The sequence below is a fragment of the Anaerotruncus sp. G3(2012) genome (assembly GCF_000403395.2).
Classification (GTDB): Bacteria; Bacillota; Clostridia; order Oscillospirales; family Ruminococcaceae; genus Anaerotruncus.
Genome location: NZ_KE159657.1, coordinates 69,793 through 84,421, shown reverse-complemented (window position 1 = coordinate 84,421; position 14,629 = coordinate 69,793). Strand labels below are relative to the sequence as shown.

The 14,629-nt window shown below is 53.7% G+C and carries 15 protein-coding genes and 5 tRNA genes; 6 read left to right on the top strand and 14 right to left on the bottom strand.

From position 1 onward, the window contains the following. Window positions 1-7 precede the first annotated feature (7 nt). Genes C814_RS06405 through fliS form a run of 4 tightly spaced genes read right to left on the bottom strand, consistent with a single transcriptional unit; the run spans window position 8 to window position 2,366 of the window. Window positions 8-349: a hypothetical protein gene (locus C814_RS06405; protein ID WP_022788172.1), complete on the bottom strand. Its 342-nt coding sequence runs from the start codon at window positions 347-349 to the stop codon at window positions 8-10. Further along, the gene (locus C814_RS06400) at window positions 342-1,796 is read right to left on the bottom strand and encodes a recombinase family protein (protein WP_016314804.1); all 1,455 of its coding nucleotides are present in this window, start codon (window positions 1,794-1,796) and stop codon (window positions 342-344) included. Before C814_RS06400 ends, C814_RS06405 begins: the two co-directional genes overlap by 8 nt. Beyond that, a complete protein-coding gene (locus C814_RS23365) occupies window positions 1,793-1,966 on the bottom strand; it encodes a hypothetical protein (RefSeq protein ID WP_016314803.1) in 174 nt (57 codons plus the stop codon). Before C814_RS23365 ends, C814_RS06400 begins: the two co-directional genes overlap by 4 nt. A gap of 46 nt (window positions 1,967-2,012) precedes the next feature. Continuing rightward, a complete protein-coding gene (gene fliS / locus C814_RS06395) occupies window positions 2,013-2,366 on the bottom strand; it encodes a flagellar export chaperone FliS (protein ID WP_016314802.1) in 354 nt (117 codons plus the stop codon). Between the two features lie 180 nt (window positions 2,367-2,546). On the opposite strand from fliS, the gene C814_RS06390 reads away from it, so the two are divergent. Both C814_RS06390 and C814_RS06385 read left to right on the top strand, forming a co-directional pair. Continuing rightward, entirely contained in the window at window positions 2,547-3,362 is an 816-nt protein-coding gene (locus tag C814_RS06390; protein ID WP_016314801.1) for a flagellin N-terminal helical domain-containing protein, read from the top strand. A gap of 190 nt (window positions 3,363-3,552) precedes the next feature. Next, a complete protein-coding gene (locus C814_RS06385; protein WP_031219374.1) occupies window positions 3,553-4,323 on the top strand; it encodes a DUF134 domain-containing protein in 771 nt (256 codons plus the stop codon). Window positions 4,324-4,401: 78 nt separating this feature from the next. On the opposite strand, the gene C814_RS21980 is transcribed toward C814_RS06385, so the two are convergent. Continuing rightward, on the bottom strand, window positions 4,402-4,863 hold the full coding sequence (locus tag C814_RS21980; protein ID WP_016314799.1) for a hypothetical protein: 462 nt from the start codon (window positions 4,861-4,863) through the stop codon (window positions 4,402-4,404). Between the two features lie 71 nt (window positions 4,864-4,934). Next, entirely contained in the window at window positions 4,935-5,318 is a 384-nt protein-coding gene (locus tag C814_RS06375; RefSeq protein WP_016314798.1) for a sporulation initiation factor Spo0A C-terminal domain-containing protein, read from the bottom strand. A 409-nt stretch (window positions 5,319-5,727) separates the two neighbouring features. Between C814_RS06375 and C814_RS06370 the strand changes: the two genes are divergently transcribed. Next, window positions 5,728-6,078, top strand: coding sequence for a sporulation initiation factor Spo0A C-terminal domain-containing protein (locus tag C814_RS06370; protein ID WP_147407907.1), 351 nt, complete (start codon window positions 5,728-5,730; stop codon window positions 6,076-6,078). Window positions 6,079-7,334: 1,256 nt separating this feature from the next. Further along, window positions 7,335-8,462 carry an ROK family transcriptional regulator gene (locus tag C814_RS06365; protein WP_016314795.1) on the top strand — a complete coding sequence of 376 codons (1,128 nt, stop codon included), beginning with the start codon at window positions 7,335-7,337 and terminating at the stop codon, window positions 8,460-8,462. Window positions 8,463-8,653: 191 nt separating this feature from the next. Here C814_RS06365 and C814_RS06360 read toward each other — a convergent pair. The 5 genes from C814_RS06360 to C814_RS06340 all read right to left on the bottom strand — a co-directional run bounded on the left by C814_RS06360 (window position 8,654) and on the right by C814_RS06340 (window position 9,110). Further along, window positions 8,654-8,728: transfer RNA gene (locus C814_RS06360), tRNA-Cys, on the bottom strand. A 62-nt stretch (window positions 8,729-8,790) separates the two neighbouring features. Continuing rightward, window positions 8,791-8,866 (bottom strand) — tRNA-Gly (locus tag C814_RS06355). Between the two features lie 3 nt (window positions 8,867-8,869). Next, window positions 8,870-8,945: transfer RNA gene (locus C814_RS06350), tRNA-Phe, on the bottom strand. Between the two features lie 6 nt (window positions 8,946-8,951). Beyond that, window positions 8,952-9,028, bottom strand: a tRNA-Asp gene (locus C814_RS06345). Window positions 9,029-9,034: 6 nt separating this feature from the next. Next, window positions 9,035-9,110, bottom strand: a tRNA-Val gene (locus C814_RS06340). Between the two features lie 367 nt (window positions 9,111-9,477). On the opposite strand from C814_RS06340, the gene C814_RS06335 reads away from it, so the two are divergent. Further along, window positions 9,478-11,226, top strand: coding sequence for an ABC transporter ATP-binding protein (locus C814_RS06335; RefSeq protein ID WP_031219371.1), 1,749 nt, complete (start codon window positions 9,478-9,480; stop codon window positions 11,224-11,226). Between the two features lie 84 nt (window positions 11,227-11,310). Here C814_RS06335 and C814_RS06330 read toward each other — a convergent pair whose 3' ends face one another. Beyond that, window positions 11,311-11,934, bottom strand: a complete 624-nt coding sequence (locus C814_RS06330) for a cytidylate kinase-like family protein (protein ID WP_016314793.1) — start codon at window positions 11,932-11,934, stop codon at window positions 11,311-11,313. A gap of 482 nt (window positions 11,935-12,416) precedes the next feature. Here C814_RS06330 and C814_RS06325 point away from each other — a divergent pair, with 482 nt between their 5' ends. Then, window positions 12,417-12,794, top strand: coding sequence for a VOC family protein (locus tag C814_RS06325; protein WP_016314792.1), 378 nt, complete (start codon window positions 12,417-12,419; stop codon window positions 12,792-12,794). Window positions 12,795-12,893: 99 nt separating this feature from the next. On the opposite strand, the gene C814_RS06320 is transcribed toward C814_RS06325, so the two are convergent. Further along, entirely contained in the window at window positions 12,894-14,012 is a 1,119-nt protein-coding gene (locus tag C814_RS06320; RefSeq protein WP_022788168.1) for an aldo/keto reductase, read from the bottom strand. Between the two features lie 238 nt (window positions 14,013-14,250). Continuing rightward, a complete protein-coding gene (locus C814_RS06315) occupies window positions 14,251-14,529 on the bottom strand; it encodes a zinc-ribbon domain containing protein (protein ID WP_016314790.1) in 279 nt (92 codons plus the stop codon). Between the last annotated feature and the right edge of the window lie 100 nt (window positions 14,530-14,629).

The following is a 14,629-nucleotide window of genomic DNA, read 5'->3' as shown; positions in this document are numbered from 1 at the left end:
CGGTCGGTTAAGCCTGCCCGATTTCGTTGAATTTGGGCGGGAAAAACTGGTTCACCGGGAATTTGATCTTCTTGAACACCTCGCATGGATCGTCCGAGCCGGTGTTGGTGCTGCCCTCTTTGTCCGGGACCGCGTAGTCGTATGCAGGAATCATCATCTGCACACTCCGTTCGAGCTGGACAATGGTGAACAGGCCGATCGTAATCAGGACCACCTTCTGGGGTTTACAGGCGGCGAAATCGCCGTCAAACTTGGCGCAGACCGAGGCGGGCAGGGTCACGCCACTGTCGAACATCCGCTGCGGCCCGCATTCAACCAGCTTGCTGTCGAGACACATCGGGTCAACCACATGTGTCGCTGCCCCCAAACAGGGGTTTCACTGCGATTTCCACCCGTCCGTCCGGAAAGACGGTGATCCGGTCGATCAGTTCCCGCAGGTCGGCATTGGTCCAGCCGGGGAGAGCAAACCGCTCCCGTACGCGGGACGTCCAGTCGGCCTCCGGGCAATCCTCCCGCAGCCTGCCGCAGAGCCGCTCCCGTTCCGCGTCCAGACAGGCGACCTGACGTGCAAGCTCCTCGAATCCGATCAGCCCATCGGCACACATGGCCCGATACCGCTCCGCCCGGCGGTTGAGCTGCGCCAGCCTGCGCCCCGCATCGGACCTGTCCGACGCTCTGTCCGAGCGCCTGCATATCCGGGCAACCCTCTCCAAAAACGCTTCCCGGTCAGGGACTGCCCGGTCAAGGAACCGCTCCAATTCCTCCAGCAGCATCTGTTCGTCGATTGAAACGGCGTTGGGGCAGAAATCTGCCGTATACTGATTATGCCCCGAACAACCCCATTTCAGAAAGGTATTGCGGTAGGTATACTGCCTGCGGGTGAACAGATGCCCGCAGCTCCCGCATCGGATCAGCCCGCTGAACAGATGCCTGCTGCTGTGCCTCTCGTTGGCCGCATATTGGCCGGCGCGCGCGTCAGCGGTGCGCTGCACCTGCTCAAACAGGGCTTTCGGGACGATCGCATAAGCGGGCCGCTCGTGGACAAACTGCTGGTCAGCAGGCAGGCGGACCTGCCGACCGGTCAGAAAATCGACCGTCTCATATTTGTTGTTGACCAGTATCCCGCAGTAGATCGGGTTGCGGAGCATCCGGCGGACCGTCTTGGAGGTCCACCGCCCGCCCTTCTTCCCGGGGACCCCCTCCCCGTTGAGCAGGAGCGCGATCCGGTGCGCACCCATTCCCTCGTTCTGGTAGAGGGAGAACACCCGCCGGACAACCTCCGCCTCCTGCGGGTTGACCGCGAGGGTAAAGGTGTCCAGCTGGTCGTAGCCGTAGATCAGGTTGGGCACCCTGCCCCGGCGCGCGTTGACCCGTTTGCCGAACCGCACCCGTTTGGAGAGGTTGGCGCTCTCCTCCTGTGCCAGCGCGCTGAACAGGGTGAGTACAAATTCCGAACCGCCGAGGATGGTCTGGCTGTTGGAGAGGAACTGCACCTCGATCCGCAATGCGCGCAGACGCCGGGTAGCGCAGAGGAAATCGACCGTATTGCGGGCAAACCGGCTGATATCCTTGACCGCGACCATCTCGAACAGCCCTGTCTCCGCATCCGAGAGCATCTGCAAAAACGCCTTACGGTTGGACATCTGCCTGCCCGAAAGCCCTTCGTCGGCGTAGACCCGCACCAGCTCATGCCCATACTTCCCGGCAAATTCCGCGAAAAATGCCTTCTGGTTTTCGAGCGATTCGAGCTGCGCCTCCCGGTCGGTGCTCACCCGGCAGTAGGCCGCGAGCCTCATCCCGGTTCACCAGCCTTATCGCATTTTATTTTACCATCTTCCCCGCGGTTCGTCAATTCCGCGTACCCGTCCAGCAGCCTGCCCACAAACAACTGTTCCAGCCTCTGTTCGACCGCCCCCGGCGGGTTGGGGTCGATCCAGAAAAACTGCGGCTTTCTCTTCTGTGCCATCCAAACACCTCCCGCCCAAGTCTATGCGGGGCGGGCTGTCCATCTTTCACTGGTCGCACCGGGTGACGCTCGCAAGCCGGTTCAAAATGTTTATGGCCTCATCCAGCCGCCCGGCATCCTTATTGATGTTGCAGAAAAAAAGCTCCCGGATCAACAGCCCCAGCACCTGCCTTCCCTGTTGAGAAGTCTCGTCCCCGTCCTTGGGGATGAGCGACTGGAGCTGTATCAGGATATCCTGTGCATTTTTCAGATGCTCATTCGCCTGCGCAAACTCCTTCCGCTCGATCGCCAGCCTTGCCCCCGACGCATGGGTAACGCACTTTTCCACCAGCCCGCCAACCAGATGTTTGGGGTCCATCGAAAAATACTGTTTTTTCCGGATTTCCTTCGGATTCTGCATCGTCCGCACCTCCCTTTTCCCGGTTGCTCCCCGGAAACAGCCTGCGATTCAAAAATATTCTAACACAGACCGGTAAATTTTCCAAGAATCTTTCCGCAGCTACTTGCATTTTCAGGATCATTTTAGTATACTGGAAATGGATAAGAATCTTTCACTCCATATGACAGGGGGTTGTGTTTTATGAAAGTAAATGGCAATGTCGGTTTACAACAGTCGATGCGGCGGATGCTCTCGGGCGCGCAGAAGATGCAGGCGATGCAGATCCGCCGGATTGCGTCCGGATACCGGATCAACAGCGCGGGCGACGATGCTTCGGGGCTTGCGATCGGGAAACGGATCAACGCGCAGATCACCGGCCTTTCGACCGCCAGCATGAATGCACAGGATGCGATTTCCTATATTCAGACTGCGGAGGGCGCGATGGACCAGGTGCATTCGATCACCAACCGGATGACCGAGCTGGCGACCCGCGCGAGCAACGGCCTTCTCAGTTCGACCGAGCGCAATATGATCCAGGCGGAGTACAAACAGCTTTCGAGCGAGATCGACCGGATCGGCCAGTCGACCGATTTCAACGGTCTGAAGCCGTTTGACGGAAGTTCCCAGCAGATGCAGGTAGGCGCGACCGCGGGCGAGCAGATTACGGTCGAGGCCGGTAAGCTTTCCGCCGCTTCGCTTGGGCTGGATAAGGTTGACCTTTCCTCCCTCAGCGGCGCTCAGAGCGCACTGGACCGGATCAGCAGCGCGACCGACCGGGTTTCCTCCCAGCGTGCAAACCTCGGCGCAACCGAAAACAGCCTTGCCAGCACGATCAACGCGCTTGACAACACCAATGAAAACCTTCAGGCCGGGCTTTCCCGGATCATGGACGCGGATATTGCAAAAGAGTCGACCAACCGCAGCATCAGCATGGCGCTCAATGCGACCTCGATCGCAATGATGAAGAATGCCCAACAGATGATGGCCTACAATGCGGTTTCGATGCTGATGCGGTAGACCGGGTTCTAAAATCCGGTTCATTCCCAGGTGGGTTCCCATGTATTTTTGATCGGAAACGGTGTGATCTCAGGGTCACACCGTTTTTTCATTTTCCACGAGCGTCTCAAAGGGCTTGCTTTTTTCCGCTATATGCAGTATGCTATTATCGACATATGTCGATAATAGCTTCTGAAATGGAGGTGACCGCATGGCCAGACCGAGCCGATGCCGGAGGGTTTGCATGGAACCGGCCTACTGTGGCTTTATCCCCAATGGCGAAACGCATACAGGCATCACCGTTCTCACCGTGGACGAATACGAAGTGGTCCGGCTGGTTGACTACGAAAAAAGGACGCATGAACAGTGTGCCGCACAGATGGAAATCTCCCGCACCACCGTAACAGAGATCTACGAATCCGCGCGGTTTAAGCTCTCCGACGTCCTGGTCAACGGAAAGGCACTGGTCATTGCGGGCGGGCATTACCGCATCTGCCAGGGGGAACGGGGACACGGTTGTGTACGGCATTGTCAATGGAGCCAAATCAGGCAAACGATTGCGGAAAAAGGAGTGTTGATGATGAGAATTGCAGTTCCATACGAGGATGGCCAGGTGTTCCAGCACTTTGGACATACCGAACAGTTTAAATTTTATGACGTTGAAAACGGGCTGGTAGTCAAAGAGCAGCTTGCCGATACCAGTGGGAGCGGCCATGGGGCACTGGCCGGTTTTCTGAAAGCCGCAAAGGTGGATGTGCTGCTTTGCGGGGGGATTGGCGCCGGGGCCAAAACCGCCCTGGCGCAGGCTGGGATTCAGCTCTACGGCGGGGTTTCCTGCCCTGCGGATGACGCTGTAAAGGCATTTCTGGCGGGTAATCTTTCTTACAACCCGGGCATCCAGTGCAGCCACCATGAACACAGCCATCATGAGGATGGGCATTCATGCGGGGAACATGGCTGCGGTGGGCATAGCTGCGGCTGACAGGGCCGGCATTGATTAACTGTGGAGGGTGAAACAGAACCGTTTCTGGCGGTCTGTCGCAGACAATATCCAAGGACTTCAATAGGATGTCCAGATTCTTTCTTGAGAAGCATTCTGATGATAAATCGTCCGGGCACATGCCGGGGGGAGACTGCAAACTGGCAGCCTCCCCTTTTCTGTTCCCCCCTGTTTTGGGTCCACTGTGTGTACACTTGCCTTGGGCATGTTGGTATTGTCGTGTTCACTGCAATTACGGGGGTCCGTCGAACAGTAAACCTTGACATTGCCGTCGCTTCCAAACAGGATCACCTTTTTGGAGAATGCCGCTACCCCAACCACTGTCGCCGGAGGCACCACCGGAGAGCTGTATGCGCTGAGGGTTACCTTAAAGAAGAAGGTAATATCGACCGAATAAAACCCCTTATTGAATGGAACCGGCTCGACATCCAGATAGACGGTGATAATCTCGACATCTTTACATTTGACGCTCAGCGCATTATCAATTACCGGCTGCGCCCGGTCTGTAAAGAACACCTGCAAGTCGGTTAAACAATCCTTATCATAACAATATGCAGGACCCCGGAGATCGTATTGTAGGAAGCGGTGTCCCGTCAGCCAAAATCCCCCGGAAATTTGCGGATCGCTTCATAATAGGGAATCCCAAAATGCGCGTAAACCGCAAGATAGAGGATCAGGTCTCTTGGGGCGTGCATATCCTCACAGGGCTCTCCGATGACTTTCTCCCGTATCTGTGCCTCCTGCGATTTCCAGCACTTCCTCGCTGCCCGGGCGATATTCCTGGTGACGCTTGCCGGCCCGCCCCCCATTAGCTTTACAACCTCGGGATAGATATCCTTTGTCACCTGAATATCATAGATCGACTTCTTTTCTTCAAACAACAGCCTTTCCATAACCATAATCGCACAGGACAGGGCTTTAAACTCTTTTCCACCCTTTCTCAAAAACTCATAAATCTGAGATTCAACTGTTGTCACAATGCTCACCCCCTTTTATCGTCATTTAGAAACAGCATAAAGTAAAAAAGAGCGGATGGACAAAATATATCTTTTTTAGACTTAAAATTCGACTTAAAAAGATATCTTTTCATTTTTCAGTCAATTCCTGTATATATTTGCACCACCTCTATCCCCTGCGAAAATCCTGATAAAACCACTTCTCCTATTTAAGAATGCGACAATAGATTTGTCGTATTATGTCGTATAACATCGTTTTTCGTCTGTCACTGCCGTTTTTACTCTATTATAAAAAGAAAACTCTAAGAAGCCGTATTCACAACCAGCTGGACAGTTCTTTCGCCTACCCGAAATGACCCGGTTATGAATACCAGTTGCAGGAAAGGGTTGGATTGCCACGACACAGACAGAAGCACGTATTTATGAAGTATTGGGACAGAGAGGAAAAGAATTCAAGGCGTTGAGCTGCGCGGTTACGGTCATGGAAAAGCTGCTGTTGGAGGAGAAGCTCTCGGTTTATGACATACGGGTGACCAAGCAGATTTATCCTGAAGTGGCCAGACAGTTGGGTGATTCTCAGGCCAATATCACCAGAAATATTGAGAGAGCCGCCCGCCGCTGCTGGGAGCTGAAGGAAAAAAAGATGAAGGAAGTGGTTATTGGGGACCCGTTGGAGGAAATCCATACCCCAAAGGACATCATCCTCTACCTCGCGGTCTACGCGCATTTCGGAATCTCCTATTATGAAGCGCTCAGAAAATTTCCGGAGTGCTTCGGCTAGAACCTGCCTGCAATGGCGGCGCTCTGTCCGGGATTCTGGCTGACCCGGGTTTGAAAAATCGAAATGGCTCCTTTTTCCGCCAGAAAGGGACGCCCACTTTTCTCGCTTCAAACAGGCTGGATGCGGGACGCCGCGCCGACCGCCAAAAACAAAGCTCCTGTCGGCGGGGCCAACTCACTCGTGGGAAACCATGTGGGCTTGTGCGCTGGACAGGACATAAACTGGGGGCATCCCGGTCTCATGCTGCGGCGTTGAAACGCAAAACCGCCTAACCGGACCGATACCGCAGCCAGCCGGACTGGGTATCGTCTGTCGGTTATCTTGGATCATGTCATTCAGTACAAGAGTCGTAGATCCGACCGGCGTCAATGCATACCGCTTCCTTAAAACAGTTCGCCCCTGTCGCGGTGACCGGAGCTGTTCTTTGCTCTGCCATATGAATCCTCCTAGTTCTGTTTTGAGCTATACTCACTACCAGTTTATGAGCATTTGATTTTTTTGTGCATGGATTCCCCAAAATACCACTTGATATATCGTCAACTCACTTGAAAACAATCCTGTTTCCAAACAGCAGGCAAATGCCTGTGAGCAGGCCCATTGGCTTCGGAATGCGAACCAGGACGCATGATAAGCCTTCCACCGCATTGGCTCCTGCCGTTTCCATTCTGTTACAGCAGGCTGGAAAAAAGAAAAGGGCCTGCCGCCTGTTCTTCACAGATGGCAAACCCTTTGGGATGCTTATAACCTGTTGCTTCGTATGCTTGATGAGAAGTTGCGTTCCCTGGTTTCGCACGCTTTGGACCCGCGCGAAAGCGTACATATCAGTTCTTCCACAGAGATCGTGGGATCGGCAAGCAGATAGTCCAGTGGGCTGCCCGGCGCCAGATAGGACATAAAAAAGACGATCACCTTAATTCCAGGAAAGCAAGAAGACCAGCCATCCGCCTGCACACAGTATATCTTCCCCTCTCTCTTTCCGCCTTAATTAGTAAATGATATGGATTATTTATTTGCAACCATTATAACACAGGGATATCTTTTGTCAAGAACCATTGTGCACAGTTCTGGATAAAAAACCGGTTTTGTTTACATGACCTTAATTTTTAACGGTAAAATCCAACAAAACAACCTTCTATTCTATTGACATTCTCTAAATTTCTATTTATAATATAATACAATTATGAGATTTTCTGTTATTACAGATTTAGTCTGTAATCCGTATTATTAAGTGGACAACTTTTATTGGAGAGAATGTCATGTCCGGAAATAAGAGAGCTGCCAGAGCAGAACTCATCAAAAAAATCAACCGGTCGCTTGTGCTTGACATGATTAAGGAATGTCAGCCGGTTTCCCGCGCCCAAATCGCGCGGGAGCTTTCTCTGAGCAAAACCACCGTTTCGCTGATCGTAGAGGACCTTCTGAAAAAGTCCATGATTATTGATCTGGGAGAATGCACAGCAGGAAAGGGGGCTGGGAGGCCCGCCTGGATGCTCGGCTTCAACCCTGACTCCGCCTATGGAATCGGGGTTTCGATCGCCCGGAGCGAAACCCTGCTGGTCATAACCAATCTGCTTGGAAGCTGTGTGTTTAAGACCACCTTCCCCTCTACGAACCAGCTTTCCGCGCTGATCGAGCGCATCCAACACGGGATTTCGGAGAGCGGCCTTGCCGACCAGACGATCTCGGGTCTTGGCATCAGCGTGCCAGGTACCGTCACCCGCGAAGGCATCGTGCTCCATTCCGGAACCCTGAACTGGCACCACTACAATGCCGGTTCGGTTCTGCAATCCCAGTTCCCATACCCGGTCTTTTTGGGCAACGACGCCAACTGCGCAGCTCTGGGAGAACGCTGGCTGGGCGCGGGCAAAGGAACCGACGATATGCTGTTTCTCTCGATCGGGAACGGCGTCGGAGGGGCGGTCATCTGCAACGGCAAGGTCGTTGATGGAAGCCACTCACTGTCGGGGGAAATCTGCTATCAGATCGGAACCGATGACATCCGCCAAAAACGGTTTAATGTGCTGGGGGAAACCGGTGTTTTTGAACAGAAGGTTTCCGCACACACCCTGTCAAAAACATTCGGGAGCTGTCAGGCGCTCTTTGACGCCTATTGCGCAGGGGATATCCTGGCGCGTGAGACCGTTTCTCAATTTGTTCTGGAGCTCTCGGTTGTTCTGGCAAATTTCATCGGATTGCTCAATCCCGAACGGGTGATCCTGGGGGGACCGGTTATTGAGGCGATGTCCGGAGTTATCCAGGAGATTCGCGACACTGCTTTTAGTCTTTCCCCGATGCACGCCGAAATCAGCCTGGCCACCCTTGGAAAATATGCAAGCGCATATGGCGCCATCGCGGATGTCTTTGAACGGGTCGAACAGGGGTGAGAAGCCTGTCATATTCCGAAAAGCGGCTGAAACCGCAAATAGCGGCAGGTATTTCTGTACCTGCCGCTATTTCCCCAGACCTTCGACCGGGAACCCGGATTTCACTTGTCGAAAAGATCCTTGAATAGGCGGATCGAATTTTGAACGTAAAAAAGACCTCTTTCTAACGAAAGAGGTCTTTCAAAATGATTTGGAGGCGCCACCCGGAATCGGACCGGGGAATGAGAGTTTTGCAGACTCCTGCCTTACCGCTTGGCTATGGCGCCGTCTCCATATACTTAGTATATGGAAAAAGGGACTTTGTGTGACACAAAAGATCCCCTTTTTTTGGAGCGGGTTACGAGGCTCGAACTCGCTACCTCCACCTTGGCAAGGTGGCGCTCTACCAAATGAGCTAAACCCGCGTGTGGTGCCTTCGGTCGGAATCGAACCAACGACACGAGGATTTTCAGTCCTCTGCTCTACCAACTGAGCTACAAAGGCACACTCTGGCGACCCGGATGGGGCTCGAACCCACGACCTCTAGCGTGACAGGCTAGCGTTCTAACCAACTGAACTACCGGGCCATTTTATGGTGGGAACAACAGGGCTCGAACCTGTGACCCTCTGCTTGTAAGGCAGATGCTCTCCCAGCTGAGCTATGCTCCCATAACGGCGTTGCGTTCTTTATGCTTTCTTGAAGAGTGCTTGCTTATTATACGCGATATGGACCGGTTTGTCAATAGTTTTTCTGAAAAAATGCAAAATAAATTCCGAAAAAAATCCGCCTTCCCTGAAAAGGGCGTAAAAAGCGCTGATACACAGCCTTTGTGCGCAGTCGGGTACGGTTGTAGTCTGTCCGGATTTGTGATAGAATAATCTGCGGGATCAGTGAAATGCAAGCCAATATTAAGAACCTGTATTCATAATCCGGGAGCGCCGGATTATGAATACGGGTTCTAAGCCTGCCCGCCTGCCAAACCGCCTTTGACAGGCAACAAATTCACCGGGAGGGACCTTTTTGAACAATCGACAGATGAAGACGAGCGTGCTTTTACGCCGCTTCGCCCCCTATTTCAAACCTTACGCCGCAATTATGCTGATCGACCTGGTCTGCGCGGCGCTCACCACCGTCTGCGAATTGGTGCTGCCGCTGATCGTGCGGTTTCTCACCAACCGCGGCACCGGCGGTGCAATCGGGCTGACTGTCCCGCTCATCCTGCGGGTCGGGCTGCTCTATCTGGTTCTGCGGATCGTCGATGCATCCGCAAACTATTTTATGCAGAGCATCGGGCATGTGATGGGAGCCCGGATCGAAACCGACATGCGCCGCGATCTGTTTGACCATCTCCAGCGGCTGTCCTACACCTTTTACGATAGCAACAAGATTGGGCAAATCATGGCGCGGATTACAAGCGACCTGTTCGATGTGACCGAGTTTGCCCACCACTGCCCCGAAGAATTTTTCATCGCCGGGTTGAAAATCGTGGTATCGTTTGCGATCCTCTCGAACTACAGCCTCACGCTGACCCTGATTATCTTCGCGATCATCCCGCTCATGCTGCTTTCGACCATCTATTTCAACCGCAGGATGCGCCGGGCGTTTAAAAAGTCCCGCAACCAGACAGGCGAGATCAACGCACAGGTCGAGGACAGCCTCCTTGGCGTGCGCGTGGTCAAATCCTTTGCTAATGAGGAGCTGGAGAAGGAAAAGTTTGACGAAGGAAATCAGGCGTTTCTCGAGATCAAAAAAGAGCAATACCGCTATATGGCGGGGTTCAACAGCACCACCCGCATCTATGACGGGGTGATGTATCTGGCGGTCATGGTGATCGGCGGGCTGTTCATGACCTATGGAAAGATCACCGCCGCTGATTTCATCGCCTACCTGCTTTATGTCACGACGCTGCTGGCCTCGGTGCGGCGCATTGTCGAGTTTACCGAGCAGTTCCAGCGCGGCATGACTGGGATCGAACGGTTCATTGAAGTGATTGATGCGCCGGTCGACATTGAGGATGCACCAGACGCGTCCGAGCTGGGGCAGGTCGAGGGGAACATCCGGTTCGAGCAGGTCGGGTTCCACTATGCGGATGACCCTGCCCCTGTGCTTGCGGACATCAACCTGACGGTCAAGCCAGGGGAAAGCGTCGCGCTGGTCGGGCCTTCGGGCAGTGGCAAAACCACCCTTTGCAACCTGATCCCGCGGTTCTACGACGTGACCAGCGGACGCATCCTGATCGACGGGCAGGACATCCGCTCCCTCACCCTCCACTCCCTCCGGCAGCAGATCGGGGTGGTACAGCAGGATGTCTACCTGTTTGCCGGGTCGGTCTATGAAAACATCGCCTACGGGAAGCCGGGCGCCTCCCGGCAGGAGGTCATTGAGGCGGCCAAGCTGGCGGGCGCACATGGCTTTATCAGCGAGTTCCCGGACGGGTATGACACCTATGTCGGGGAACGCGGGGTGCGGCTCTCCGGAGGCCAGAAACAGCGGATCAGTATCGCACGCGTATTCCTCAAAAACCCGCCCATCCTGATCCTCGACGAGGCCACCTCCGCGCTCGACAACGAAAGCGAGCGGATTGTGCAGCAGTCGCTCGAAAAACTGGCGCATGGGCGTACCACCTTCACGATCGCCCATCGGCTGACCACCATCCGCGGGGCGGATACGATTCTTGTCCTGACCGAAGATGGTATCGCCGAACAGGGGAACCATGCAGAACTGATGGAAAAACGGGGCATCTACCACAGCCTGTACAGTATGTATGAGGAATCCAACACATAATTCCACATAATGGAAAGTTTAAAGTATGAGCGGAACCCCCGCTGCCCCATTTGGGGCAGCGGGGGTTCCTTTCTGTTTTCCTGTTCAGCTCAGTTTGATTTCCAGATATGCCTTGACCAGCGAAACGCATTTCTCCCAACCCAGTTCCTTGCTGTTCAGGCAGAGATCATAGTTATCCGCATTTTTCCAGTCCAGACCGGTGAAGTACTTGTAGTAGAGCGCGCGCTCCTTGTCGATTCTGGTGATATAGCGGGTGACCTCATCGCGGGTCATCTGCGGATGAATCCGCATCGACTCATTGACGCAGTGTTCGAACGGCGCATGCACATAGATCCGCACGACATGCTCCATATCCCGCAGGATATAGTCGGCACACCGTCCGATAATGATACAGGATTCGCTCTCGGCCAGCCGCCGGATCACCCTCGCCTGAAAATTGAACAGGTTTTCGTTGGAGGTGAACTCCCCCTTATCCGGCGGGATCAGTTCACCGGTATAGGCGCCCCGCGCGGTTTTGAAGAGCAGGGTACGCTTGAATTTTTCATCCGCATTGGCGAAGAGGGATTCGTTGATCCCGCTGTCATCCGAGGCCATCCGGAGCAGCTCCCGGTCGTAGTAACCGACCCCCAGCTCTTTCGCCAGCAGTCTCCCGATCTGCTTTCCGCCGCTTCCATATTCACGCGCAATCGTAATCACAAATTTTTTCATGGCAGGCCCTCCCTCGCATCGTCTCGTTGAACGGCCCGGCTGCCGAAATCTGCATACCGGCCTTTCTTCCAGTATAATTTATCCGCCTGGAAAGGTCAACCTTTTTCTTCCCAGAACACCTTGTCCCCAGGTTTTTTCTGGGCCGCGCACTTCTCCGCAGACGATTTTGCACATATTCTGTATTATGTCTAAAAGTGAGCCTTTTCCCATGCAGCCGGGTGATCCGGGGACAATCTTTTTCCTGTTTTCAAGTAATTTTGGAATAGACAGGGCAGACTATACTAAAAGTAGTTAAAAAGAGGCAGTATGATCCAGCGGGGCCGCCACAGAAAGCTACTGGGGCCGTACTGCTCCTATTACATAGCCATCAGGCACGCAAAGCGTGCTTGCGGGCTTTGGCCCGACACGCCAAAACAACCCGTTGTTTTGGCGTGTGTTCACGATATCAGAAGATATTTTCAATCAAAGTCAGGAGGATGCATATGATACCTAAACTTTCAAAAGTGACCATCTATGTCGAGGACCAGCAGCAGGCAAAACATTTCTGGGTCGACCGGATGGGGTACCGGGTCGCATACGAACAGGCGGCCGGCCCTGGATTGAACTGGCTGGAGGTTGCCGCACCCGATTCCCGCATCAGCTTTGTGCTCTACCCAAAAGCCGTCATGCAGGCCCAGAACCCGGAGGTACCTGTGGGGCATCCCTCGGTGATCCTCTGCGCGCACAACCTCGACCGGCTCCACCGCAAGATGAAAAAGAACGGGATCGAGGTCGGCAAGCTGGAAGAGTTCCCCTACGGGCGGATGTTCTCGTTCTTCGACCAGGATCACAACCTCTATCTGGTGCGGGAAGGGGATTAAAACGGGCCTGTAAGAATGCCTCCAGCAACGACCGCACCACCAAAACGCACGATACAGGGCATCGGTTCCTGCATGGTGCGTTTTTTGGAATATGCGCGGCTATCTTTCAAATTTCGCCGCAACATCCTCCAGATAATTCCTGACTGGGAGATGCTGCGGGCAATGCTTCTCACACTTTCCACATTTGATGCAATCACTGGCTTTTCCAAAGGCCAAGGCCAGATTTTCGTAATATGCTGCTTGTACGGTAAAGGTTTTCGTTTTCCGTTCCTGCGCCTCCGCATTATACAGAGAGAAATATTGAGGAATTGCTATCCGTTTTGGACACTCTTCTGTGCAGTAGGCGCAGGCCGTACAGGGGATTTCCACCTGTTTGTTGATCTGCTCCGCGGCCTGTTTTACCAAAGCCATCTCGGTCTCGTCCAGCGGCTGAAACGCCGACATATAGCTGATGTTATCCAAAAGCTGCTGGAGATTGCTCATCCCCGACAGAACAAGCTGAACCTGCTCATGGCTTGCGGCAAATCGAATGGCCCACGACGCTGCCGAGCGGCCCGGAGCATATCCCTGGAACAGCTCTTCGACCGCTTGCGGCACCTCTGCCAGTGTGCCCCCCTTGACCGGCTCCATCGCAAAAACCGGCTTTCCATGCTTTACACAAACCTCGTAGCATTTTTTTGACTGTATGCCAAGGCTCTCCCAGTCAAGGTAGTTGAGCTGTAGCTGTACGACCTCAAATTCTGGATGCTCTGTCAACAGTTTGTCGAGCAGCTCCGGCCCATCGTGATAGGAAAAACCGATATGCCTGGTATCCCCCTGGGCTTTTTTCCGCTTGATCCAGCCGAAACAGTCAAAGCGCTCGAAGTCCGGGAGGGTGGAGGCGTTGATATTGTGCAAAAAATAGTAATCAAAATAGCGCACCCCGGTTTTTCGAAGCTGTTCCTGAAAAATCCGATCTCTGTCATCAAAAGAGTGCAGGACATAAGCCGGCAGCTTATCTGTCAGCTGATAGCGGTCACGCGGGTAGCGTTCCACGAGCGCTGTCCGGACTGCGCACTCGCTCTGTTCCCTACAGTAAGGCCAGGCTGTGTCAAAATAGGAGAATCCGTTGGAAAGATAGGTGTCCACCATCTCCTTGAACAGTTCGAGATCGACGCTCCCAGCGTTGTCGGGATCTGTCAAGGGCAGCCGCATCGTGCCAAAACCGAGTTTTTTCATATCGTTCACCTCTGGGGGCGGGGCCTGTTTGAAAGCGGGGCAGCGTGACACTCCCGATTTCTCAGGCAATCCCGGTCCTGATTTTTATATTTGTAAAAGCCAGCGGGCGTGTAAAAGCGGGAAAGCAGAACCCGGATACGAAGAAAGCGGTACATGAATGTCATCCATGTACCGCTTATTTTACGCATATCCGCTCTGGGCAGATCACCCGAGAGGATACCGTTTCATTTTACGGAAATTACTGCGCGTCTTTCATCTTGGCGAAGCAGTCAGAGCAATAGACCGGGCGGTCCTCACGGGGCTGGAAGGGGACTTTCGCCTCGGCTCCACAGCTCGCGCAGACAGCGGTAAACATCTCTCTCTGGGGTCTTGCATTGTTCTTGCGCGCATCGCGGCAAGCTTTGCATCTCTGCGGCTCGTTCACAAAGCCTCTTTCAGCATAAAACTCCTGCTCGCCAGCAGTAAAAACGAACTCGGCTCCGCACTCTTTGCATGTTAGTGTTTTGTCTGTGTACATTTTGATAACCTCGCTTAAAAATTGGATTTACCCGCTGGAACTGCGTAGACCGAGATTGATTTCAAGCTCTGCCAATAGGTGCCAAAGGGTATATATGCAA

What these genes read in the sequence shown, in the direction of transcription:
- C814_RS06335 (WP_031219371.1), top strand. Translation starts at nt 9,478, where the DNA reads ATGAAGACGAGCGTGCTTTTACGCCGCTTCGCCCCCTATTTCAAACCT.
- C814_RS06320 (WP_022788168.1), bottom strand. Translation starts at nt 14,012, where the DNA reads ATGAAAAAACTCGGTTTTGGCACGATGCGGCTGCCCTTGACAGATCCC.
- C814_RS06330 (WP_016314793.1), bottom strand. Translation starts at nt 11,934, where the DNA reads ATGAAAAAATTTGTGATTACGATTGCGCGTGAATATGGAAGCGGCGGA.
- C814_RS06390 (WP_016314801.1), top strand. Translation starts at nt 2,547, where the DNA reads ATGAAAGTAAATGGCAATGTCGGTTTACAACAGTCGATGCGGCGGATG.
- C814_RS06325 (WP_016314792.1), top strand. Translation starts at nt 12,417, where the DNA reads ATGATACCTAAACTTTCAAAAGTGACCATCTATGTCGAGGACCAGCAG.
- C814_RS06365 (WP_016314795.1), top strand. Translation starts at nt 7,335, where the DNA reads ATGTCCGGAAATAAGAGAGCTGCCAGAGCAGAACTCATCAAAAAAATC.
- C814_RS06400 (WP_016314804.1), bottom strand. Translation starts at nt 1,796, where the DNA reads ATGAGGCTCGCGGCCTACTGCCGGGTGAGCACCGACCGGGAGGCGCAG.
- C814_RS06315 (WP_016314790.1), bottom strand. Translation starts at nt 14,529, where the DNA reads ATGTACACAGACAAAACACTAACATGCAAAGAGTGCGGAGCCGAGTTC.
- C814_RS06385 (WP_031219374.1), top strand. Translation starts at nt 3,553, where the DNA reads ATGGCCAGACCGAGCCGATGCCGGAGGGTTTGCATGGAACCGGCCTAC.
- fliS (WP_016314802.1), bottom strand. Translation starts at nt 2,366, where the DNA reads ATGCAGAATCCGAAGGAAATCCGGAAAAAACAGTATTTTTCGATGGAC.
- C814_RS23365 (WP_016314803.1), bottom strand. Translation starts at nt 1,966, where the DNA reads ATGGCACAGAAGAGAAAGCCGCAGTTTTTCTGGATCGACCCCAACCCG.